This window comes from Thermoflavifilum thermophilum, assembly GCF_900116565.1.
GTDB classification, from domain to species: domain Bacteria; phylum Bacteroidota; class Bacteroidia; order Chitinophagales; family Chitinophagaceae; genus Thermoflavifilum; species Thermoflavifilum thermophilum.
Genome location: NZ_FPCJ01000001.1, coordinates 216,759 through 242,404 on the forward strand (window position 1 = coordinate 216,759; position 25,646 = coordinate 242,404).

Below are 25,646 nucleotides of genomic sequence, written 5' to 3' on the forward strand. Positions count from 1 at the left end.
ACTGAATAACAATACTTTAACCTGCTATAACAAATTATTAACCAGATACTTGCAGGCACAAATGTAATTTCACACAGATTTTTAGAGCCATCTGTGCAGCTGTCTTTTGGAAGACAACTGCACAATAGCAGAGAGTAGTAATTTTTCAAAGGGTTAAGACCTCCCTGTTCTCAGGGAGGTATTTTTTTATTAACTTTCCTGCAAATGATGATGCTTGAACGTAATACAATTCAACCGAAAATTCTTCTTTACATGTGGAGTGATATGTGCGCTGCACCCATCCTGCATAGCCGATTCTTTGCAAGTGGCTATTTATCATCTCCCCACCATTCATGCCATAGGTCCCATTGATTTTCAGGTTTGCAGCCGTTTTGCGGTTCCTCCTGCTTTTATCCTTGAACAACCATTCACCACAAACCAGCAAACAGTAAATACATGGGTAAAAAAATACGGCCATCATGTTTGTTACTGGATTCGCTTCAGGCTGGAAAATACAGATTCCCGGGATGTTGAGGCTTATTTGTTGATGGATCATTTTGGAAAAATGGTACTCTATGAGCTTCTTCCGCATGATACCATTCGGTATGCCGGCGGGCCGGGAATAGCTAAATCAATCTCCACGCCTCCTCATCAGCTGCAAGCACTCCAATTTAAAATCCCGGGACACCAACAAACAACCTATCTCCTGCAGCTTTCCTCTTCATCGGATGATGATGTAGGATTCGATCAGTTGCAAATTTCCGACAATGCATTCCTATCACAATCTTTTCTGCAGCAATATTATGAAGATCGACGTATTCGATTTCTGCAATTGCTTTTTCTGGGCTTCATGTGCTCTCAAATCTTGTATGTAATCTTTCAATGGATGATTGTAAAAAGAAAAGAATATCCGTATTACTTTATTTACTTATCACTGGTCACACTGTACTATGTGCATAAATATTACATGCAAATGAGCATCTACTGGCCATTTGCTTATCATCCGGAAATCAGATTTTATTTGAAATCTATTTTCCTGATGCTACCTTATTTCTTTTACCTCAAGTTTATCCGAAACTTTCTGGAAATCAAAAGTCTGAATCAAAGAATTGAAAGCAATATTCGACTTCTGGAAAAAATGATTCTGATATATGTAGCAGGCGACATGATATTGCGGATATTATTTCCAGATACAGAATGGGTTAATGATTTGCTTATGGTGAGCATCATCATTGTATTTAGTTGCTGTTTGTATTTTATTTCTATATTAATCAAATATCATGATCCGCTCATCATGCTGATTTTAACCGGTAGCCTGATAGCAGGATTTGGCAGTTTGATAGGCATACTCATTTCCCTTCTGCAAGTAAATTCAAACGTAATGCAAACAAACTTCAACAGCCTTATTACCGGTCAGATAGGGGTGGTTATCGAAACCATCATTTTTACAACTTCCCTGGGTGTGAAAACCCGAAGAATGGAAAAAGAAAAATTAAAAGCTCAGGAAAAATTCATTCAACAGCTGCAAGAAAATGAGACACTCCGAAAAAACATGGAAAGTATAAGAAATAAAATTGCACAAGATCTTCATGACGACATAGGTGCAACTTTGAGCTCCATATTATTATACAGCAATGCCAGCATGAATAAACAATCGAATACAATTGAGGAGATGAAGAATACCCTTCAGAAGATTAGCCAGATAGCCCGACAAATGATAGATGACATGAGCGATATTGTATGGGCCATACAACCCATGCAGGACAGCATGGAACGAATCATTCAACGGATACAATATTATGCTTTGCCATTAGCTCATTCAAAAAATATAGAGCTAAAGATAAGTTTTCAGGAAGAGATCAAACAATTAAAGTTGGATATGAAAAAAAGAAAAAATATATACCTGATTTTCAAGGAAGGATTCACAAATAGCTTAAAATATGCCCAGGCTACTTGCATTGAAATTCAATTTTATATCCAAAATCAGCTTCTTTACATGACTATTCAGGATAATGGAAAAGGATTTGAAAAAGACGATATCCACCAGGGAAATGGGCTGAACAATATGAAATCCAGGGCTGAAGAGTGTGGGGGAGTACTGGAAATATGTTCTGCTTTGCATAAAGGAACTCGGATAAATCTGCAAATTTCTGTATAAAATCAAATGAATATCCGATACATGAATTGCATTTGTTATTATAGCTTTATCCGCATTTTTTTAAAATGAAGCCAGAGAATGCCTTAATTAAAGTTGCTATTATAGAGGACAATCCCGTTCTGAGAAACTCCTTAAAGGATGTTCTGAATGATTCCGGAAGATTGAAAGTCGTTTCCATACTCGATAGCAGTCATCTGATTGTGCCGGAATACAGGAAAACCTTGCCAGATGTGGCTCTGGTGGATATCGGATTGAAGAACAATGAGTCGGGCATCGACTGTGTGCGTGTGATTCATCATTATTTCCCTGAGATACGCATCATGATGTACACTGTATTTGCGGATGATCAAAAAATATTCGATTCCATCTGTGCCGGGGCATCGGGTTATTTGCTCAAGCATACGCCACCTGAAGAAATTACCCAATCACTTATCATGCTCTATGAAGGCGGTGCACCCATAACCCCTTCCATAGCCAATCGTGTGCTTGAAATTTTCAGGGAAAAAAATCAACCCGCACTATCAAATTGGGGTTTAACTGCCCGCGAAAAAGAAATACTTGAATGGCTTGCTATGGGTGAAACCTATCAAGATATCGCAGATAAACTATACATCAGCATCAGTACTGTACGCACCCACATCATGCACATCTATGAAAAGTTGCAGGTAAATTCAAAAATTGAAGCGATACGCAAGCTAAAACCCTAAATCATATTTTCATCCGATTGTGCATTCTTATGGACAATGATAGCTTTGTGAAAAATAAAATCAAAATCATGAAAAAAGTTATTTTTTGCTGCAGTTTCTCCGGGATTTTGCTCTCTTTCGGTATAGTACAGGGTCAGTATATATACAGACCATCTACCAGCAATGCCAAAACGAGTAATACTCCTGTTTATCAGTACAAGCCTGCCGCATCGCAGGGGAAAACAGCTGCTACGGTCTCAAATTCCCCAGTAAGAGCAGTTATCACAAAAAATGTTTTGTTTCCTTCAACAGCCTGGGAAGAATTTAGATCAACTCCATTGTATCAACAGAGACAGGCAACTTTCGCCAATGCCTTCCAGAATCCATCACATGTTTACACTATGGATGATGGTACCAAACTCACCATCAATTTTATTAAGAACCCATCCTTTGGGGGTATGGGGACCAAGATAATAACCAATAGTACATCCGGTGTGCCGGTTCATGGAAGCACAAGTTCGGGACAAGGAAGCACAAGTTCGGGACAATCTGGGTGGAGATGTACAACCAACTATGTGACCATAAGTGCAAATTCTACCAATTTTAATGTAGCAGATTATATCCTGCAGGCTCGGCACATTTACCCCGGTGCTGTTTATTCATTTGAAAATTACGCCAATGGTTCATTTGTTACACCGGCCGCAGCCCGCAATCCATTGAAGATTTTTACAACTGACAGAAATATTCAGGGAGATGATTATGTTTTGGTAGATAATCCTGATGAGCAAAGTATTTATAATGCCATTAGTCAGTTATCAAGTCGTTTTCCTACGAACTACAGCATCAATGCGGCTACAGATTACAGCGTATATGAATCGGATAATAGCGCCGATATGGCCATTAAGATAACCGCAGGTGGAAGTGCATATGGTTTTAGTTTTAAAGGAAGTTTTGGGTCAACAAAAAATTCACATCAGCGTTACCTGACTATTGATGCAAAAAAAATATTGTTTACGTTAAATGCTATACCTCCGCAAAATGGGTATTATAAAGATCCTTCTGTAGAAAGCACCCCCAATTTAATGGTTATAGGTACAGTATCATACGGCATAAGGATATTGGCAAATCTTACCATAAATATTTCATCAGACAGTATGGGTGCATCTTTTGATGCCACTTACAACTCGGGTATATACAATGCTAATATGGCACTTAATTTTGTTCAAAAGAATGCGAGTAATATTACCAGCGTAAATGCTTACGAAATTGGCGGTCCTAATGTAGGTCCCATTCAGCTTGATCCAAATAATTTAATTAATAGCATTAATTCTATATTGGCTGGAGCTACTTATCAGAATGCTCAGCCCATTGACTATCAATTATACGATATGGCAGGAGATGTCATCGGCTCCAGCAGTAGTACAGATCAGTTCATAGAACAAAATTGCACACCTGATCCCAATGCCAATACACCTGTACTTACACAAGCTACCGTAAGAGTTGACTGTGGAGGTGATTGCAAGGATCATGATACACATTATGAGTATGATCTGTATAATTCAGCAGGACAGTTGGTAGGTTCTTTCCGCAATAATAATAACAACACAGCATGGGCTGATAATTCCATGAACCAAAGTGGAGATCATCTTGCGATTATGGGTTCACCAAAGCTGAGTGATTTTTACAATGGAACACCCACCTTCCGAATGACTATCTACCCGAATGGACATGATAATGTGGAGATGGCAAAAATTACGTTAACGCTTATTTTCACCTCTCCTGATGGAAGTACTATAAATTATCCAGTTAGTTGGGGAAATGTAACCTTAAGCCAAGATGGTCCTAGTATTAATTTATTATTTAATTACAACACCGGAACGGGATTTCAAGCCCAAAATTATTAAAAACAATAATATTCACATTTAAAATAATGGACTATGAGAAAATCATATTTCTTTAATACACTTATTGGCGCTATTGTAGTCATTATCATCGGAAATACACCTGCTCAAGCTCAGTTTCTTAAAAAGCTGGGAAATCAGGTAAAAGAAGCCGCGCAGCAGGGTGTAGAACAGGCTGCTACCAATCATGCAGTAAACGATGCCGGTAATACAACGGATAAGGCAATCTCTAAAGGGGAAAATGCTATAAAAGATATAAAGAAAAATAAGAGCAATAATAATAACAGTGCAAACAATTCTGAAAATAATAACACTTCTGCAAATACTTCCACACTATCACCTGAAAGCAGCGCTTCTGCTGCTGAGGGAGAACCAACGCTTGCCACATTTACTAATTACGATTTTGTGCCCGGCGATAGTATCATTTTTGAATCCAATCTTGCTGATGAACAAAGCGGAGAAATTCCCTCACAGTTCACTTTGCTGGAAGGGCAAATGGATGTGCAAAATATTAACGGTGAAAATGTGATTCGAACCGTACAAGGTGGCACTATTACTTTCACACCCAGAATGACTACTACCAGTTATATGCCCGACCAGTTTACCGTTGAATTTGATATCATGAATCAACAATGGGGACTGAATCATTTCAATATCGACTTTGGTCATAGGGTTTATTATAGCGGAGGCGAAGGCATTTTACCCGGTATCAGATTTGGGATACATGATGTGACATGGTCTGATATTAATATAACAGGAACTTATCCGGAACCTCTTGATAAATTGACCAATGGTGCTCCTATGAAGTGGCATCATGTGGCAATAGCCATCAACAAAACTCAGGGCAAAGTATATATTGATCAATACCGGGTACTGAATGTCAATAATCTGACCGGCAAACCCAACAACGTTACCTTTAACGTCAGTGGCTATGAAGATAGTTACATTAAAAACATCCGAGTAGCAGCAGGAGGTATAGATATTTACAAAAAAATTACTACCGAGAGCAGAATTATTATGCACGGAATTTTGTTTGATGTAGATAAAGCCACGCTAAAGCCCGAGTCCATGGGCTCCATCAACCAGATATTTAATCTGATGCAAAAAGACCCCTCCCTGAAATTTGAAATTGACGGGCACACGGATAATACCGGCAACGCAGCCCATAATCTTACCCTTTCACAACAAAGGGCAGATGCCGTAAAAGAACAGTTGGTAAAAATGGGTATTGATGCATCTCGCCTTACCACCAAAGGTTTTGGCGATACCAAGCCGATAGATACAAATGATACACCAGAAGGAAAAGCCAATAACAGAAGGGTGGAGTTTGTAAAAATGTAATTGGGGCAGGTTAATATATGCTTGTATGAAACTTACCCCTTGCTTAAAAATCATAATTATTTGCATTGGCGTATTCAATGCAATGTATTTATCTGCACAAACGACAGATGAATATGCTTTGGTACCTGCATCAGCAACATTAAACTGCGGAGAGTCTATAACACTGGCAATTAAAAGAATAGACACCAGCACTTACCTTCCCACTCAGTCCGCAAAAAACATAGGCATTGGTGACGCTGCATCCCCAGTGTGGATGATCAATGGGAATTCCAATAATTTAACTGGAAGTGAAGGGACTTTACAACCAGACCTTACATTTCTAAAGGCTACGTACACAGCACCTGCTAAAGTACCTGTCAAAAATCCGGTTGCAATAGCTGTAAGCTTTCATTCGGACGAGAACTCAAAAACCCTTCTCACTCTTGTATGCAATATAAAAATAGTGGAAGCAGTCTACAAGGTAACCATGCATGTGAATATAACAGGTGCCGACAATCTGCATTGGGAATTAACAGGACTAAGTTATGCAAACCTGATTTCCTTTGCCGACGGAACAAGTCAGTTGAAACCTGTCGATGGCACAAGAGATATGCACCTGCATGTCTTATCGGCTTCTACTAAACATATGAAGCTTGTTGGTCAATACGATTATCCTATTCCATTCACTCTTAACATAGGCAACATTCGCAAACCCGGCCCCGTACAGGCTGTAATTTCTTTTGATACTTTTTCTCCTTCTGAGAACGGCAAGAATAGCAGCGAACCGTATCAAACACAGGATCACATTATTGATCTACCGGGAATGACATCCCATCTTGTCCAGAATCTTTTTTATGATATTGAAGCCAATGTTGCCCAACAAAGTAAAGCAAAAGAATATGCGGAATTGGATGAGGTAAAACAAATTCAGGCACATGCCAAAGATGCCAATTACTGGCACACTCCGCAGGGCAAGGCAGATCTCTTGAAATTGCAAAAAATAATGGAAGAACGGGGCAGAGGAAATCTTTTCCAAACAATGAATCAATCATCAGGAGAACACCCAAAAGCAGATAGTGCTTTTGTGGAAGGCATGAAAGGAACGCAATTTAATCCATCCGCATACGGTATTCCACCCATGAAGGAAACACCCTCTATCATGGGAAATTTTTTGCAGTTCAAAGGAACTTTCAACAATCAATCGGCAACTCCACTTAATATCCTTCAGGAAAATGCTATTAATGGTGCTTTACAGGGAAGTATCACAATTAAAGTGGAAAAATTAAAATAAAAAAGTACAGCTATCAAAATCATAAATGCAGAATATATATCTGAAAATACCATTCAATGATACTTGTATGAAAGATTTCTTGTCAACTTATCTTTTATTCGTTTTTATTTGTATTATACATAGTGCAAAAAGCCAGCAATATCCCTGTACCTACTGGCCCGCACCTTGTCCCAATACAACAGCCATTTCACAGGCTGATGATTGGTCGGTACGGAAAGGGAATGGCGCCATAGACCAGGGGTTGGCTTTTCAAAGAAAAATACGCAACCAGCTTACCGAAGTTTTACAAAAAGCAGCCAAACAAAACGGCTGGCAAGTGTATCAGCTAACAGATGAATATTTTGATGGCCCGCCTTTTCAATTTATCAGCTTTGCCAACTGGGAAGCTACTCCTTATGAAAAAAGACCACCAGTTTGGGATGATCTTGCTTTCATACTTGTGGTGAACAAAGACTCACTGACGCAATGGAGAAAATGGATGGAAGAATTTCAACAGAATTTAGAAAAGAATGTAAATGTTCAATCCTTTGATGCCATGCAAAATGAACAGACAAAAAATACAGCCACTTTTACGGAAGGTTCTATTGTGCTGATTCACTTTGGTATCAATCCTTACAATGTGACAACAGGCATGCAAGATGAAGGGCAGCATTCATTAATCCCGCAATATGCATTGAAAGTTCCAGGAGCATTTTATGCCGGCCTTCTTATAAATAAAAACCCACCCGACATTAATGCTTATGAACTTACTTACAAAGGCTATTTTTTTAACAGCCCGGCTGCTGTGGCCACGATTCTATTTGGTAATTTTCAACCCAAAAATGCTTTTAATAATTGGCGGCCTGTGTTTGAAAAGCCATTTACTTCTTCAGCAGCCACGTTGAATTCGGAAAAGGCTATAAAGTGTGATGTACTGCAAAATCTTGCTATTCACATTGAAGGCAGAGAAGATAAAGTGAAAAACATCATTCAAACGCTGGATTGGAATACAATTCATTCCATGATAGGAAAATAATCACTCATCAATACAATTTATATTACTATGAAAAAAATCATTGCATGGGCTGTTTGCCATTTCATGTTGTTCTCTTTTGCCAACGCTCAGCCATCACTCGATATGGGGAAAGTAGTTTTATCCATTCAACCGGTGAATTTCCCTGATGCTGGAGCAATAGAAGGGAATTATGTTTTCACCATGGACAATGGTTCTCCTATCAGTTTCGAAAAAGTCAGTGATGGAGATTACACGGATATTACTTTCACTGGAAGTTTTGAAAAAAATAATAAAACAACCGATATCACCGGCACCATTCGAATCGCCCCTTCAGGCGAAGGGACTTTTATTTTTCCAAGAAAAATTGGTGACAATCCTCCTCAAAAAGCAAATTTGTCTATTACCATCAATGGAGATCTTGGCCTAATGTACGACGAAGAGAAAACAAGTGGGGGACAAGTAATCGTTACGCACTATCCTACTTCTGTTGGAGACTTCTTAACCGGTACATTCACCACAACTCTTACCGATAACATACTTCCTAAGGCTGGACACCTGTACAAAATAAGCGGTTCTTTCAAAATAAAAAAGATAGAATAGTTGTCTGCTGATATGCGAATGTTTCCCAGAGCATTTACTCCGGTGCTGTTACTTCACGAACCGTAATATAGTAATTCTGATTTACCTCAAAACTGTGTTGATTTCCTGCAGGTATGCTCATCTCCTGCCACTGTGTATGAACCTGCAACCGATAAGCATGGTTATCGATCCTCACATCTACTGGCATATGGAAATCAGGAATCGTATTCTGCCAACGATAATATAACCTTCCACCCTTGTAGGCATATTCCAACACAGGAATCTTCGTGGTACGCAAATATTGATCAAAAACAGGTTGCAAATCAATATGGCTTTGCTGGATGATGTATTGTTCGATTTGCCTGGAAGTAACGGTTTGATGCCAGAAAGTATGATTCAGTCCACGCAAGATTTGCCGCCATAAAGAATCATGATGGATGATTTGCCGGATCATATTGAGCATGTTTCCCCCTTTGTAATACATATCTTCCGATCCCTCATCATTCACACCATAATATCCGATGATGGGCCTGTCATTCCGGATATTTTTCCGACAACCGATCACATATTCTTCTCCAGCTTTTTTACCATACCGACATTCCACATAGAGTGCCTCTGCATAATTGGCAAATGATTCATGTATCCACATATCGGCTATGTCTTCATCCGTAATATTATTGCCAAACCATTCATGCGCACTTTCATGCACGATAATAAAATCCCATTTCAATCCCCATCCTGTACCCGACAAATCGCGACCTAAATAACCGTTTTCATAATGATTTCCATAAGCAACACAGCTTTGATGTTCCATACCCAGGTAGGGTGTTTCCACCAGTTGATATCCATCACGATACCAGGGATAAGGACCAAACCAGTATTCAAAACATTTCAGCATGGATTTTACCTGCTGAAACTGAATATGCGATTGTTTGAGATGATAGGGCATCACCCAGTAGTTGAGGGTTAATCTACCCTTTAGACCCTGATACACATCTTGCCAATGTGCATATTTGCCAATATTTACAGCCACATCATAATTATTAATTGGATCATCTACAAACCATACAAAGGTTTTGGTATGATTGGGATGAGCAATTACCCGACGCAGGCGGCCGTTGGATACATCCATCAAAGTATCGGGCACGGTGATAGCGATTTGCTGGCTATCGGGCTCATCGCCCAGATAATCTTTGCACGGCCACCAGCTGCTGGCTCCAAATCCCTGGCAACTGGTAACCACCCAGGGATTCCCCAGGCTATCCCGTGTCCAGGTTACGCCTCCCTGCCAGGGTGGATTGGTGGCTTGATGGGGCGCACCATGATAATATACAGTGATGGTTTGTAAACTATTTAATTTTTGTGATGGGTTTAGTCGAACAAAATATGCATTTCCGTCTTTATAAAACGAAAGAGCATGTTGATTTTGCATCACACTATCGATTACCAATGGTTCCATCAAATCAATTTGCATATCCTGGGAATTGCCAATTACACGATAAGTGATGGCATTGTAACCTTTGATTTCTTTTTGATCGATGAGAAATGCTACATGCAAATCATAATACACCACATCCCACCAGGCACGCTGTGGTGTATTGGAGCCGCGCAGCGTGTCTTGATGAGTAAATGTTTTTTGCTGGGCATGTGCCATTCCAACACCAATCACCAACAAGCCAACTAAACAAGCTGAAAAAATATTTTTCATTTCACCATGATTTGGTGACCAAATGTAACAGAAATTTTAAATCCATTGCTCGGGCGGCTCTCTTCAAGTCAAAAAGCTTAATTTTAAACTATTATTCACAGCAAAATCTTTGACCTATGGAATGGTTCACCGCCATGAATCCTGCTACGGAACAAGTAATCAAAAAATACCGCCCGGATGCTGCTGCTACCGTGCAAAAAAAACTTAAAGCGGGATTGCAGGCTTTTGCTTCATGGAAACAAACTTCATTTGAAGAGCGGGCACGTATCCTGCGCAAAGCTGCAGAAATACTCAGAAACCGCAAGCAGGAATGGGCTGAGCTGATGGCAACAGAAATGGGAAAACCTGTAGCACAGGGCATATCAGAAGCAGAGAAATGTGCCTGGGCCTGTGAATACTATGCGCAGGAAGCCGAAGCAATGTTAAAACCTATGGAAGTGCCCACAGATGCGTCGCGCAGCTATGTGACGTTTGAACCGCTGGGACTTGTGCTGGCAATTATGCCCTGGAATTTCCCGTTCTGGCAAGTGTTTCGTTTTCTGGCGCCCAATCTGATGGCCGGCAATACGGCAGTGTTGAAGCATGCTTCGAATGTACCGGGTTGTGCGCTGGCTATTCAGGAAATGATGCAACAGGCCGGGCTTCCGGATGGGGTATTCCAAACGCTGATGGTTAGTTCGGCAGCTGTAAAGGATTTGATTGCCCATCCATCCATTCAGGCCGTAACGCTCACGGGCAGCACAGAAGCAGGAAAAGCCGTTGCCAGGCAGGCAGGAGCTTACCTGAAAAAAACCGTGCTGGAACTGGGTGGCAGCGATCCGTATGTGATTTTAGCCGACGCCGATCTGGATCGGGCAGCAGAGATTTGTGTCAACAGCCGGCTGATCAATAGCGGCCAGAGTTGCATAGCCGCCAAGCGGTTTATTGTGGTCAAAGATATCCTCAATGCCTTTACTGAACGATTTGTGGCTCTGATGCAAGAAAAAACCATGGGCGATCCCATGCAGGAACATGTAGATATCGGACCGCTGGCAAGAACAGATCTGCGCAATCAGTTGCATCGCCAGGTACAACGCTCCATTCAGGCCGGTGCCCGGTGCATTATCGGTGGAAAAATTCCCAAACAGAAAGGTGCATTTTACCCTCCCACCGTGTTGACCCACGTAAAAAAAGGTATGCCGGCCTTCGATGAAGAATTGTTTGGGCCGGTGGCCGCTATCATCGCGGCAAAAGATGAACAGGAAGCCATTCAACTGGCCAATCAAACCACATTTGGATTGGGGGCAGCAGTGTTTACCCGCGACCTGCAAAAAGGCGAACAAATTGCTGCCCATCAGTTAGAAGCCGGTAATTGCTTTGTCAATGCCCTGGTAAAATCCGATCCCCGGCTGCCCTTCGGCGGAATCAAATCTTCAGGCTACGGACGCGAATTGGGATTGTTTGGCATTCGGGAATTTGTGAACATCAAAACCGTATATATGGCCTGAATGCGCTATTGACCTAACACAGGGATGATGGGCTTGCCTCCACATCCGTTGGGCATCTGAATATGCAACAGGGCTGCAAGGGTGGGGGCAATATCGGTCATATACACCACCTGATGGGTGACACCATGCGGGATATGCCAACCCATAAAGAGGAGCGGGATATGGGTATCGTACGGATTCCATAAACCATGCGTGGTGCCCGTTCCGCCGGGATGGCCGTTGAACCAGTTGGGGTCCGGTATAATGGCAATAGGCCCTGTTCTTGGTGCATAATATCCGTTGATGATCATATCCTTCGCCGGCTGAGGTATGGGTGCATCCCCAATATGACGAATGTCCACCGCCATTTCAATACCCGGCTGCTTGCGCAGAAAACGAATGGTTGCCTGAATTAATGAATCTTCATTGAGCTGATGTTCAGCTATCAATTTGTCGTTGAAGTTGACATGTTCATTCATCAAAGAAATCACCAGCTTCGGCACACCAAATTGTTGCTCCAGATAGGCATTCAGGGCTTGTGTAATTTTCCCCGCCTGCAGAAAACCCGCCGGTAGGTGGTGCGCTTGCATGAAGCCGATGGCATGTGCAGCACCATGATCGGCCGTGAGAAATACCAGATAATTCCCTTTACCCACGTATTGATCCAGGAAATGGAAAAAATCAGCCAGATCGCGATCCAGCCGCAAATAGGTATCCTCGATTTCTATCGAATTAGGACCATACATATGCCCTACATAATCAGTCGAAGCACAGTTGATGGTCAGAAAATCCGTAGCCGTCCCGCGTCCTAACCGATATCCTTCAACAGCCGCCCGGGCAAAGTCGAGGGTAAGGGTATTGCCAAAGGGCGTATAACGCAGGGCTTCCCGATCTTTTGCATAAATCGCCGGCATAGGGTGTGGAAAAGTGGGAGTTTGTTCACCAGGGAACTTCCCTTCCCACGGCTCATTGTCGGCCGTACTGGCAGTGTAGGATTGGATAGGATAAAGTGTTGTCCAGGGTTTGCTCATCAAGTGCTGGGGTTCGTTTTTTGCATTGAATCGTTTTACCCATTCCGGCAAATCCTGCATGTAATAAGTACTGGTAATGAAATGCCCCGAAGCATCATCCAGCCAGAAAGCAGCCGTTGGCGTATGCCCCGCAGGAAGTATGGCTGCCCGATCTTTCAGGGATACACCCACCACGCGCGATTGAAACTGAGTGGCCAGGCGCAACTCATCGGTGATGGTGGTGGCAAGCAACCAGTGCGGCGACATTTTTCCGGCATCACCCGGTGCACCCACTGTGTTCACACTATCATCCTGTGTACAATACCAGCTTTTGCCAGTTGTCTGATCTATCCATTCATTACCCACAATACCGTGGATGGCAGGCACCGAGCCGGTGAAGATGGTCGAATGTCCCACAGCCGTATAAGATGGGATATAGTTGATGAACGTGTTTTCACAGGAAAAACCTTCGTTTAGCAACCGTTTGAAACCATCATTGCCATAACGATTATAATAACGATACAAATAATCCCATCTCATTTGATCCACCACAATACCTACAACCAGCTTGGGGCGGGAAAGGGAGGTGGGTTGGCAATATGATAAAAAATAAACGGGGTAAAATAAGCAAAAAAAAATTATAAAATAGATACTTCTACTTGACATAAATGGTAATTTAACTTTGCCGGCAATTTAAAAAACTTATAAATATTAAGTAAACATAGATAAAAAATTTATTTAATCAATATTTATATTCAGATCTTTAATTAATTGAATAAAGTCATTAAAATTTAAAGAAATATTAGTAGCCAGGATTTTGTTGAAGATTACTATTAAGATCAAGTTGGGTTTGGGGAATTGGCCACCAATAATCCCTGTTTGGGTTGAATCTGCGAGTTTCAATTAAAGTGTGTTTCCAAGTATAAATTGGAGCATTCATAACCTGATCAGCAATTTTCCATCTTCTGATATCATTATAATATAAACCTTCACCCGCAAATTCGACACGTCTTTCATGACGAATAATTGTTCGCATAGAATCCTGAGATAATCCAAGTGGTATGTTTGGCATACCTACTCTAGCCCTAACCTGATTGATTGCTGAATAAACGGAAGCATCTGGTCCAGAAAATTCATTCTGTGCCTCGGCATACATTAATAATATATCAGCATATCTAATTACAATGTAGTTTATGTAAGATTGCCCGTCTTTGATATCCGATGACCTTACGGGTGGTTTAGTTGCGGAATTATATACACTAAGTTTTTGCATAGCATAACCTGTAATGGGGAACCAGCTGGAAGTCACAGTTACCTTTGTTGATCCATTCATCCACACTTCACCTGGATATACAATTGTTGCATAAAATCTTGGATCTCTATTTATGTAAGGTGAATCTGGTCTATACCCCGACAAAGGATTGGTAATAGGTAATCCATTCTTCATTTCGTAAGCATCAATAAGATCCTGTAAGGGGGCATTAGAATTATACTGCCCACATATTAAATCAAACGAATTTCCTTCCTGAGGATAAATAAATTGGACGTCGAAAATAACCTCCTTATTATTTTCATTTTCAGGCAAAAAAAGAGATCTATAATCAGGATAAAGTCCATATCCAGCAGAAGGAGCAATATCCATAACAAGTTTTGCTGCATCTGCAGCCAGTTTCCATTTATTTTTATCATTATTTATATTAAATAAAGGACTTGCTTCAAATAAAAGTACTTTCGCCTTTAATGCTAATGCAGCTCCTCTTGTTGCCCTACCTAAGTCAGCAGATCCGTATTTTAATGGTAAAACTAATGCAGCAGAATCTAAATCTTGTAAAATCTGTTGCACCACCTGTTCTCTCGGAGTACGAGGAAGATTCGCCTGGGAATTAGGATCAGGGGGATCCAATATCAACGGAACACTTCCCCAATAATTCTCAAGAATAAAATAATATAGCGCTCTGAGAAAATGTGCTTCACCTTTCATTCTTATTCTAGTAGCACTATCCAGATCGGATACCCTATCAATATTTGAAAGAAAGTAATTACATCTTCCTATACCGCTATAACAGTCAGCCCATCTAGAAGAGATAATACCTCCTGTAGTTGCTGATTGTAAACCCTCAGCAATAGAATTCCATCCATCGCTATTATTATAACTATACGCATTGGGGGATGCAGTTTCTTCCCACAAAGGAGTGGCAGTACCACCATATACACCAGCATATCGTAAAACAGCATAACAGCCAGTCAAAGCTGAATTGGCTGCTTGTGCCGAATTCCAAAAATTATTTTGCGTATATCTATCGTGGGGATTAACATTTAAAAGACTGTTATCACACCCATATAATAGTAACGAGAAAAATGAAATAACTAGAAAAATATAACGTCTGAGCATAACAAAAATGTTTTTAAGAATTAAAAAATTAAAAAGTAATATTAAAACCACCTGTAAAAGTTTTTAACATAGGATAATGATATAAGGTACTAACATTTACGGTTGTCTCCGGATCAAATTCCTTAAATCGGGAAATTGTAAACCAATTCTCAGCATTTAAGAATAAAATAAATTTACTGATATTTATGCGAGAAATTAGTTTTGATGGCAGGGCATAACTCAATTGAATATTTTTTAGTCTAAGATATGATCCATCCCTTAACCAAAATGTAGATGGTTGGAAATTTATTTTGCTTCCGTAATTAGATTCTGTTATTATAGGCAATTTGGCATTAGGACGATCGGGTGACCATGAATCAGTAACCCATTCCCAGGTAGCATTTGCACCATTATTTAGTGGGAAAGCTAAATTTGCAGTGGGATATACCTTAATTCCAGCAACTCCTTGAAAATATGCGCTAAGTTCAAATCCATTATATCCTAAATTAAAGCCAAAAGCATAAGTATATTTTGGAATAACGGAAGATTCATCGATTATAATTCTATCATCTCCATTAATAATTCCATCACCATTTACATCTCTATATTTTATATAGCCTGCCTTAGTATCGGCACTCTGATATGCACTCTTGGAAACTTCATCGTCTGATTGGAAAATACCAATTGCATCTAAAAGATAAAAAGCATCAATAGGATGCCCTGCCATAGTAATTGTTGATAGATTAGTGTTATAATTATAAAGAATTTGACCATTTAAATCAATTACCTTATTCTTATTATAAGAGATATTTCCATTTAATTCATAATGAAAGCCCCCAAAATTGTTTCTGTGAATTGCCGTAATTTCATAGCCTGTGTTATCCATTGATCCAATATTCTCTTGCGGACCAGTTAGATTCCCTACTTGATCGGGTAAAATAACTTGCCTGAGAATTCCAGTCGTACGTTTTTTATAAAAATCAATTGTGAAACCAATTCTATTCTGTAATAAATCTATATCAACTCCAAAATCATAATCCCTTGTTGTTTCCCAAGAAATATTTGGATCAGAATATGTGGTTACTGCAGCCCCAGAAGCAAGTACACCATTTGGGCCACCGAAACTATAGTCGTGTCCTAGAGTGACAGTATTTAAATAGCTGTAAAGAGGAACAGCTTGGTTGCCTAGTACGCCAAATGAAGAACGAATTTTCAGTAAGTTTATGGTTTGGGAGAGTGATGAGAAGAAATTTTCTTTATCAATTCTCCAACCAGCAGAAATACCAGGGAAAAAACCCCATCTATGTCCGGGAGCAAACCTCGATGATCCGTCATATCTAAATATAACTTCAAATAAATATTTCCCACTATAGTTATAATTTACTCTTCCAAAATAGGATGCCAATACATCACGGGTCTTATCACCAGAAATATTCAAAAAAGTAGTACCAGCAATTAAGGCATCAAGCGTATTATCCAAATAGCCTGTCATCTGAGCCATGAATGATTCATCATCATAACTATCAAAACTAGATCCTAACAAGGCACTCAAATAATGATTTCCAAATGTGTGTTGCCAATCAAGTGTATTATAAAAATGAACATTCAAGGTATTATAGTCATCATTTTCAGACCTGGGAGCAGTAGATGGGCTATTCCAATTCATGACCACACCTGTTAAAGCCTGCTTCTTTATCATTTGAGGAATGAAAATCTTTAAAAGACCATCGTATTTATCAATACCAAATTTTAAATGATAGGTAATATTCCATGGTAATTGATAATTTGAAAAAAAAGTAGATAAGAAACGTTGAACATATTTACGATAATAACCTTCATAAGCAATCATTCTCGGATGTTCCCAGTTATTTCTACCAGGTACTCTTAACCATGGATAACCATAACTTCCATCTTTTAAAGTATCAGGCATAATAGGTAATGTTCTCATAAGGTAATTCCAAAAATTATCAGTAGTATATGAAGGTTCAGTATAATATCTATAGTATCCATCAAGAGTTAAACCTACCTCAAGCCTGGGGGTTATATGAACTGAGGAGTTTAACCCAAGTGAGTATTTTCTTTCATCATTACATGGGCCAAAAATAATTCCATGTCTGTTTAAATATCCCAAAGACAATCTATATTGAAATTTATCAGAATTAGCAGAGAAACTAAGATCATGTTTTCTAATAATTCCATTTCTAAGAGCAATATCAAACCAATTATTAGCAGGATAATCAAAAGGATCAGTTTTCATGCCCTGTAGATACTGTTGAATTTCTTCGTCAGTAAAATATGGTGTCCCTTTCCCTTCATTAATTGCCGCCTGATTCATAAGTTTCATATATTCAATTGGGTCCCATATGGCATCAGGAAGGTATGTGGGCTTTTGAATTCCATAGTAATAATTATAATTTACATGAGATTTCCCCCGACCCGATTTTGTGGTGACAAGGATAACACCATTGGCAGCTCTTGAGCCATAAATTGCAGCCGAAGCATCCTTTAAGACAGTAATTGATTCAATATCATTTGGATTCAATTCATCCATAGAATATTCTATGCCATCAACAAGAACAAGTGGATCATTGTCGTTTAGTGTACCAATGCCCCTTATCCTAATGGTGGCTCTATCAACACCAGGCATGCTATTGCTAAGATTAACGAACAAACCTGGCATACCGTGTAGCGCATTACTTACATTTGTGATAGGTTGATTCTCTTTAGTAGACATATCAAGAACTGAAACCGATCCAGTAAGATTCTCTTTTTTCTCTGTAGAATACCCAACCACAACAACAGGATTTAAGCTAGTAATATCCTGATTCAGTTGTATTAATAGATGCTGTTGCTGATCTGATGTAATTTTAACTTTCTGGGGGATGTAACCTAAATAGGAGATAATCAATATACTTCCTACATTTGCATGAAGATTAAATTCTCCATTTTGATCTGTGATTGTTCCAATCTGAGCCCCTTCAATACGTACACTTACTCCAGGTAATGGGGTATTTTCCTGTGAGGAAATCACTTTTCCTGATATAGATATTTGCTGGCTGAAAGCAGGAAAAACAATTGTAACAATAGAAAAACAAAAAAATAAGAGACAAAGCTTCACGAATAATAAATTTATTTTCTTTTTCATAAAATCAAAATTTAGATATTAATAAAATTACTTTTTATCATTAAAAAAATTCGGATAGTCCGTAATAATTCCATCTACATGCATGTTTATTAACCTATTTATTTCAAAAGAATCATTTACGGTCCAGGGAAATATTTTTATATTATTACTGTGACACTTTTCGACTAATTCCATATTTACTAATCGAAAATTCGGATTATACAAATCAGGCTTAAAACCAAGCTCAGAAATATTTTGATCAAATTTTTTTAATTTGTCACTAGTTAAATATCCAATCCGAATATCAGGAAACCTTTTATGCAAAATTTTTAAAGGTCTAATGTCAAATGATTGAATAAATAATCTATCTTTTAATTTTGTTAAATAAGGTCTTAATTGACTCATAAGAATTTCTACATACCTTTCTGGCGGGGGTTGCTCAAATCCATCTGTATTAGCATCAGACTTGATCTCAAGCAAATATGTTACCTTCGGATATTTATATTTTTTAGTAAAAATCTCAATTGAATCAATCATCTCGGTGAGCAAAGGGACATATGTTTTTGTTAATTCTTGATATGGAAAATCCTTATACTTCTTAACTCCTATAATAAATCTTCTTATTTCATTATAATTCATTTGATAAAATGTATATGTTTTTCTTTCATCTTGTTTTATTTCAGTGCTATCTGGTTTTAAAGTATAATCAGGGTTAAATGAAGCATCATGATAAATAATCACCTTCCCATCTTTTGTAATATGAACATCAAATTCAATTGTATTCGCGCCAACCTCAATAGCTTTTTTAAAGGACGGAATTGTATTTTCTGGAATCAATCCTCTAGCTCCCCTATGACCAACTTTGTAAAACTTTATTTTCTGAAAATAAAGAGATTTAAACCCTAATAAAAGAGTTAATATGATAATAAAATACAACAGGCATAAATTTTCTTTATAATAATTTTTAAATTTCAATTTCATAATGGTAGCATTTAATAAGGAGCGAAAAAAATTTGATATCATAAATTGTATGTTAATTAACCATTATCTTTTTCTCATCTCATGTTGAATTCACTTTTTTAAAGGACATTCTCTTTTCACCATTGGTTATCAGGTATTTTTCCGCAAGTCCAATAAAGCTTTGAGTTTGAGATAATTCCCATTCTTTTGTTTCCTGCAGGATATCACGCATGATTTGGGCCACCTTCGGTGCCATGCGAATGGCGGCATGTGCATCGAGGAATAATACCCGAAATCTTCTGGCCAGTATATCCTCAACGGTCCTGGCCATTTCTGCCTGCACAGCCCAGATAACTTCTGCTACGGTATAAGGCCATTCTTGATCCAAGCATTGACCGGTTTCAGGATGTTGCCGGATCATTTCCTGAATACGAGTACGATCGCTTCCATATTCATCTGGGGAAGTATGTTCAACCTGCATCCAGCCATGAATCCGAAGGGATTGGGTTACACATTTTCTTGGCGGCAAGCCGGCAACGCGGGTAGCCAGATTCACCGTATCTTCGGCCATTTTGCGATAAGTCGTCCATTTGCCACCCGTAATGGTAATCAGACCGGGTGCATCGACCCGCAGATGATGCTTGCGAGAAATATCCTTTGTGGCTCTTCCTCCATGGGAAGGCAAAGCCAATGGCCTGAGTCCGGCAAAGACGCTGAGCACATCCTTTCGGTGAGGAGGATGCGAAAGATAAGCTGCTGCCTGTTGCAAGATAAAATCCACCTCTTCCGGAAATGGCCGGGGATCCAGTGTGGGAGCATCTACGGCTGTATCAGTGGTGCCAGCCAGAAGCCGGTTATGCCAGGGTACCAGGAAAATAACCCTGCCGTCGGCAGTACGGGGAATCAGCATGGCCTGACGGGCAGATCCGGTAAAATGAATAGGCAATACCACATGCACCCCCTGACTGGGCCTGACCGTGGGTCTTCGACTTGCATCGCCTGTCAGTAGCTGAATCAGTTCATCCACAAATACCCCGGTTGCATTAATCACCACTCTGGCCGAAACTTCAAAGAGCTCATTGGTTTCTTGATCCCTGAGGCTCACGAGATGTGTATGATCAGCCGAACCAGCCCGAAAACGCTCTGCCTGCATGTAGTTGACCACCACCCCACCCTGATCCACACAGGTCTGCGCCAGATGAACAGCCAGCCTGGCATCATCAAACTGCGCGTCGTAATACAAGACTCCTCCTTTTAGCCCGGATGGCTGCACGCCTGGCATCATTTCCAACACTTTTGCCCGGCTTAGCCAGGCCGATTGTCCAATTCGCCATTGGCCAGCCAGCATATCATATATTTTCATGCCCGACCACAGCATAGCCGCATCTTTCCAGGAATAAATTGGAATCACAAAAGGTAAGGGTTTCACCAGATGAGGTGCGTTTTGCAGCAAAAACCCCCTTTCCCTCAGTCCCTCCCGCACCAGTCCTACGTGACCCTGCGCCAGGTACCTCACACCCCCATGAATCAACTTGGTACTTCTGCTTGATGTACCCTTCGCAAAATCGGCCTGCTCCACGAGCAATACTTTATACCCCCTCGAAGCCGCATCCACCGCTACTCCCAGGCCAGTTGCCCCACCGCCAATCACCACAAAGTCCCAGCATTTTTCTGTTCTGATTTGTGCCAATGCCTGATTCCGATTCATCAAAAAATCAATTCATCTGATTTCTAATGATTTCGAATCTTAAATTTTATTTGCAGATTCGAATACAAAAATAATAATTCGAAATAAAAAACAAAATTTTTTCCAACCTTTTTCTTTGGGATTGGTTGTTCTGAAAAAACAGATTTTTTTACTTTTGACAAAGCCAGAAAAGGCAAAGAAAAGTACAGGCAGTGTTGGTTTTTGTTAATCAATGAGTATGTATGGCTCCACTCACCCACAGGCATCAGAAAATTCTGGAGCAGCTTCAGGAAAAGGGTTATGTGAATGTAACCGATTTATGCCGGCAGTTGCAGGTTTCAGCCGTAACCATTCGAAAGGATCTTAAGCTACTGGAGCAAAAAGGTCTGCTTTTCCGCTCCCACGGTGGAGCCTCGTTGCATAATCCGTATATCAATGAGCTTCCGGTCAATGAAAAAGAGAAAATCCGGATGGAAGAAAAAATGCGGATTGGCGAGGCCGCTGCACGACTCATTGAACCGGATGATGCCATCATCATTGCCTCCGGTACCACCGTGCTGGCTTTTGCCCGGAGCATCCGCCCCCGTCATCACCTTACCGTGATCACCGCCTCACTGGCTGTAGCACTCGAGCTGAACCGCTATCCGGAAACCGAAGTCATCCAATTACCCGGCCAACTGCGCAAAACCTCTTCCTCCGTGATTGGCCCTTTTGCGGAACAGATGCTCAAACAGTTTTCCTGTAGCAAGTTGTTTTTGGGCGTCGATGGCATTGATCCGGAGTTTGGCTGCACGACAACCAGTATGCTGGAAGCTTCTTTGAACCGCTACATGATGGCTGCTGCTCAAAAAACTATTGTATTGGCCGATTCTACCAAATTCGGGAAACGAGGTTTTGGGAAAATTTGCGATATCGATGAAATAGATCAAATCATCACCGACCGGGAAGTGTCGGATGCCATGTTGAAGGCGCTCGATGAAAAGGGGGTGGAAGTGGTAAAAGCTTAGCCTAATGTCCAACCAGGACAAATGTAGCCGCAGCCAGCACCGCCCCAAGCATAGGGCCGATGATAGGCACCCAGGCGTAGCTCCAGTCGCTATCCCGCTTGTTGGGAATAGGCAGCAAAGCATGGATGATGCGAGGCCCCAGGTCACGAGCGGGATTAATAGCGTAGCCGGTGTGCCCGCCAAGTGATAGGCCTATTGCCAGTACCAGCAAGGAAATGGGCAATGCATCAATAGCCCCTAAACCTATATCGGGTTTGGCCATATACAGCACACCTAAAATGAGTACCCAACTGGCAATGGTTTCTGTTAGTAAGTTAAAAAACCTATGCCTGATGGCAGGCTGCGTACAGAATGTCATCAGTATCAGGTCGGGACTATTTTGTTCATCATAATGTTTTTTATAGGTAAGCCATACCAAAACGGCACCCAACATAGCGCCTATAAGCTGCGCAATCACGTAAGGGATAACCAGGCTCCAGGAAAACTTACCGACAAGAGCCAATGCCAGGGTTACGGCCGGATTGATATGTGCACCGCTGTAAAAAGATACACAAAAAACTGCTACATACACGGCCATAGCCCATCCAAAGGTTATGACTATCCACCCGCTCTGGTGGCCTTTGGTATGCCTGAGTAATACATTGGCAACGACGCCATCACCCAGTAAAATCAGAAGAGCGGTTCCAAGTAATTCTGCCAGAAAAGGATGCATAGGAATGAATGTTTAAAAGTTTCGCAGGTTTATTTTTTCGGAGATCGCATATACGGCCTATTCAGCCCAGCAGCGCACGGCTTTTAAAGCCCGTGCCCATCCCTGCAAATTGGTTGTTCTGACTGGTTCTGACATTTGTGGGATAAAACGTTTTGACTCTTTCCATTGTGCACGAATGGTTTCGATATCTTTCCAAAAGCCTACAGCCAATCCTGCCAGATAAGCAGCCCCCTGTGCAGTGGTTTCCACAATGGCTGGCCTTACGACCTGGGTATTCAGGATATTGGCCTGAAATTGCATAAGCAGGTCGTTGACGGCAGCGCCGCCATCCACCCGCATTTCCGAAATGGACAAGCCGGTGTCGGCTTCCATAGCCCTGACTACATCGTAGGTCTGGTAAGCTATGCTTTCCAGGGCTGCTCTGGCAATATGCGCGTGGGTGGAACCACGAGTAAGGCCAACAATCATTCCCCTGGCCTGCTGATTCCAGTGTGGGGCACCCAACCCCGTAAAAGCGGGCACTACATATACGCCCCCGGTATCTGGTACCTGGCGGGCAAGTGTTTCAATTTCCGATGAAGAACGAATCATCTGCAGCCCATCACGTAACCACTGCACAACCGCTCCTCCGATGAAAATACTTCCTTCCAAAGCATAGTTCAGCTGCCCATTGATTTCCCAGGCGATGGTGGTGAGCAGCCGGTTTTGCGATTGTACGGGTTTGGAGCCCGTTTGCATCACCACAAAGCAACCCGTGCCATAAGTGTTTTTCACCATACCTGGTTCGGTACACATCTGTCCAAACAGAGCTGCCTGCTGATCGCCAGCTATGCCTGCAATGGGAATGGGGTAGGTAAGTACATCACCAGACGTTTCAGCCACTACCCCGCTGGAAGCAACTACTTCAGGCAGGAGGCTTTGGGGTATGTCGAGCAAAGCAAGTAATTCTGGATCCCATTGCCCGGTATGGATATTGAACAGCATGGTGCGGGAAGCGTTGGTCACATCTGTGGCATGAACCCGTCCCCGGGTAAAATTCCAGATCAGCCAGCTATCGATGGTACCAAAGGCCAGTTCGCCATTTTCAGCTTTTTTCCGGGCATCGGGCACATGATCCAATATCCAGCGGATTTTGGTGGCTGAAAAATAGGCATCGGGCAGCAAACCCGTTTTTTGCCGAATCAGTTCTCCCGCTTCTACGCGCAACTGATCACACCAATCAGCCGTTCGCCTGTCCTGCCACACGATGGCTGGATAGATAGGCTTACCGGTATTACGCTCCCAGACAATGGTGGTTTCCCGCTGGTTAGTGATTCCGATGGCTGCTATCTGCTGGCTGCTGATGCCGGCCCGGGAAAGCACCTCAGCAGCCACCCCGGCCTGGGTTGACCAGATTTCCATCGGATCATGTTCTACCCATCCTGGCTGAGGATAATGCTGGGTAAACTCCTTTTGTGCAACAGCCCGGATTTGTCCGGACTGATCAAATAAAATTGCGCGCGAACTGGTTGTTCCCTGATCCAGCGCAAGGATAAATGCTTTCATATCAAAAAGAAATGCTTGCGCAATAAAACGAAAAAAAAAGAAACTATGCAAGTGGGGTGAAAAAAATCTTCAGCATTCAGCGAATTTCCCTGCGCATAAACGAAACATACGATAGCGCAAAGCATACCGTAGTTACTGCAACCAGTCCTGTAATCTGCGGCCATACAATCAGCAGGCTTTGGCCAAGGGGCAAGGGATTGGGAATGGCTCCCACTACCTGAGAAAGAGTAAGCGGTCTAAACGTACGAATGGTGGGGCGCAGGAGAACTGTGGTGATATCAGAAAACAATTGTCCGGGTGATAATCTCGAAAGATTCATGACCAGATGCTGAGCGCGGATGACCTGATCAGCAGGTGCCATATCCGGAGAAGGTACAATGGCGCTGGAAATAAGGTTAAGGATGATCTGAAAAAACACGGTGAAAAATAACCATACGGCAATGCTCGTCAGCGCTGAAGTAGCAGCCTGCCTGAACAAAACAGAAAATAAAATGGACAGATTTAGCCAGAATGCCACATAAATAACCGTGATAAGAAAATAACACATAACCCGGAGAAATTCACCCGGCGTGGGCGGAATGCCAATGACTAGCAAACCTGTTCCCATCACCAGAAAAGTCAACGCAAAAAACATCACACTGATTACTACCAAAGCAGCCACAAATTTGGCATTGATTATATCATCCCGGTGAATGGGTTGTGCCATGAGCCGGGCTAATGTACGGCCATGTTGCTCAGAATTGATAGCATCAAAACCCAGGCTGATTCCCAGCAAAGGACCCAGGAAAGCTACAAAAGCATGAAAGGGTGGAAGCGTTCCGTTAGATGAAGTAAACAATTGCAGAAAGAAAAACCCCGGTGAAGTGGCTGAAGCGGCCTGATCAGACTGACTGGTCATAGCCTGCACAGCTGTATACAACGATCCCATGCAGGTCAGCAAAATCAATGCGCCCATAATCAGAAACCGCCAACTCCGCACATGGTCTGCAATCTCTTTATATACCATTACCCAAAAAGGATGATAAATCTGCTCTTCCCGTTTCCTGATTTGTTTTTCCCTGAATGCAACCAGCAGCTGCCACCATTGGTTGATCTTTTCACCTAAAGCGCTCATGAGAAAAGCATATTTAAATTCATACAATGATTTT

The 25,646-nt window shown here is 41.3% G+C and carries 18 protein-coding genes; 9 read left to right on the plus strand and 9 right to left on the minus strand.

Translation table 11 applies throughout. The annotated features are described in order from the left end of the window. Positions 1–214 precede the first annotated feature (214 nt). From BM367_RS00865 to BM367_RS00895, 7 genes are all read left to right on the plus strand, one after another. The gene (locus tag BM367_RS00865; protein ID WP_143103915.1) at positions 215–2,137 is read left to right on the plus strand and encodes a 7TM diverse intracellular signaling domain-containing protein; all 1,923 of its coding nucleotides are present in this window, start codon (positions 215–217) and stop codon (positions 2,135–2,137) included. Between the two features lie 65 nt (positions 2,138–2,202). Beyond that, complete coding sequence (locus BM367_RS00870) at positions 2,203–2,844, plus strand: LuxR C-terminal-related transcriptional regulator (protein WP_092456402.1); 642 nt, start codon at positions 2,203–2,205, stop codon at positions 2,842–2,844. Between the two features lie 68 nt (positions 2,845–2,912). Then, complete coding sequence (locus BM367_RS00875) at positions 2,913–4,727, plus strand: thiol-activated cytolysin family protein (RefSeq protein WP_177224052.1); 1,815 nt, start codon at positions 2,913–2,915, stop codon at positions 4,725–4,727. Between the two features lie 33 nt (positions 4,728–4,760). After that, positions 4,761–6,065, plus strand: coding sequence for an OmpA family protein (locus BM367_RS00880; protein ID WP_092456407.1), 1,305 nt, complete (start codon positions 4,761–4,763; stop codon positions 6,063–6,065). A gap of 25 nt (positions 6,066–6,090) precedes the next feature. Then, the gene (locus tag BM367_RS00885) at positions 6,091–7,335 is read left to right on the plus strand and encodes a hypothetical protein (RefSeq protein WP_143103916.1); all 1,245 of its coding nucleotides are present in this window, start codon (positions 6,091–6,093) and stop codon (positions 7,333–7,335) included. A 316-nt stretch (positions 7,336–7,651) separates the two neighbouring features. Further along, positions 7,652–8,350: a hypothetical protein gene (locus BM367_RS00890; RefSeq protein ID WP_143103917.1), complete on the plus strand. Its 699-nt coding sequence runs from the start codon at positions 7,652–7,654 to the stop codon at positions 8,348–8,350. A gap of 27 nt (positions 8,351–8,377) precedes the next feature. Then, complete coding sequence (locus BM367_RS00895) at positions 8,378–8,929, plus strand: hypothetical protein (RefSeq protein ID WP_143103918.1); 552 nt, start codon at positions 8,378–8,380, stop codon at positions 8,927–8,929. Positions 8,930–8,963: 34 nt separating this feature from the next. On the opposite strand, the gene BM367_RS00900 is transcribed toward BM367_RS00895, so the two are convergent. Further along, positions 8,964–10,616 carry a M1 family metallopeptidase gene (locus BM367_RS00900; protein WP_092456420.1) on the minus strand — a complete coding sequence of 551 codons (1,653 nt, stop codon included), beginning with the start codon at positions 10,614–10,616 and terminating at the stop codon, positions 8,964–8,966. Between the two features lie 116 nt (positions 10,617–10,732). On the opposite strand from BM367_RS00900, the gene BM367_RS00905 reads away from it, so the two are divergent. Beyond that, positions 10,733–12,103 (plus strand): NAD-dependent succinate-semialdehyde dehydrogenase, encoded by a 1,371-nt coding sequence (locus BM367_RS00905; protein WP_222842547.1) that lies wholly within the window; start codon positions 10,733–10,735, stop codon positions 12,101–12,103. Between the two features lie 5 nt (positions 12,104–12,108). Here the strand turns inward: BM367_RS00905 and pafA are convergent, their stop codons facing one another. From pafA to BM367_RS00930, 5 genes are all read right to left on the minus strand, one after another. Then, entirely contained in the window at positions 12,109–13,758 is a 1,650-nt protein-coding gene (gene pafA, locus BM367_RS00910; RefSeq protein ID WP_092456423.1) for an alkaline phosphatase PafA, read from the minus strand. A 136-nt stretch (positions 13,759–13,894) separates the two neighbouring features. After that, complete coding sequence (locus tag BM367_RS00915; protein WP_092456426.1) at positions 13,895–15,484, minus strand: RagB/SusD family nutrient uptake outer membrane protein; 1,590 nt, start codon at positions 15,482–15,484, stop codon at positions 13,895–13,897. A gap of 28 nt (positions 15,485–15,512) precedes the next feature. Further along, positions 15,513–18,608, minus strand: a complete 3,096-nt coding sequence (locus BM367_RS00920) for a SusC/RagA family TonB-linked outer membrane protein (protein WP_092456429.1) — start codon at positions 18,606–18,608, stop codon at positions 15,513–15,515. 27 nt (positions 18,609–18,635) lie between these two features. Continuing rightward, positions 18,636–19,568: a glycerophosphodiester phosphodiesterase family protein gene (locus tag BM367_RS00925; protein ID WP_177224053.1), complete on the minus strand. Its 933-nt coding sequence runs from the start codon at positions 19,566–19,568 to the stop codon at positions 18,636–18,638. 79 nt (positions 19,569–19,647) lie between these two features. Then, positions 19,648–21,255: a glycerol-3-phosphate dehydrogenase/oxidase gene (locus tag BM367_RS00930; protein WP_092456434.1), complete on the minus strand. Its 1,608-nt coding sequence runs from the start codon at positions 21,253–21,255 to the stop codon at positions 19,648–19,650. Between the two features lie 221 nt (positions 21,256–21,476). On the opposite strand from BM367_RS00930, the gene BM367_RS00940 reads away from it, so the two are divergent. Further along, positions 21,477–22,241, plus strand: a complete 765-nt coding sequence (locus tag BM367_RS00940; protein WP_092456440.1) for a DeoR/GlpR family DNA-binding transcription regulator — start codon at positions 21,477–21,479, stop codon at positions 22,239–22,241. A gap of 1 nt (position 22,242) precedes the next feature. On the opposite strand, the gene BM367_RS00945 is transcribed toward BM367_RS00940, so the two are convergent. The 3 genes from BM367_RS00945 to BM367_RS00955 form a co-directional block, all read right to left on the minus strand. Next, positions 22,243–22,953 carry an MIP/aquaporin family protein gene (locus tag BM367_RS00945; protein WP_092456443.1) on the minus strand — a complete coding sequence of 237 codons (711 nt, stop codon included), beginning with the start codon at positions 22,951–22,953 and terminating at the stop codon, positions 22,243–22,245. A 57-nt stretch (positions 22,954–23,010) separates the two neighbouring features. Continuing rightward, the gene (gene glpK / locus BM367_RS00950; protein WP_092460850.1) at positions 23,011–24,498 is read right to left on the minus strand and encodes a glycerol kinase GlpK; all 1,488 of its coding nucleotides are present in this window, start codon (positions 24,496–24,498) and stop codon (positions 23,011–23,013) included. A 76-nt stretch (positions 24,499–24,574) separates the two neighbouring features. After that, the gene (locus tag BM367_RS00955; RefSeq protein WP_092456446.1) at positions 24,575–25,612 is read right to left on the minus strand and encodes an ABC transporter permease; all 1,038 of its coding nucleotides are present in this window, start codon (positions 25,610–25,612) and stop codon (positions 24,575–24,577) included. Positions 25,613–25,646: the final 34 nt, after the last annotated feature.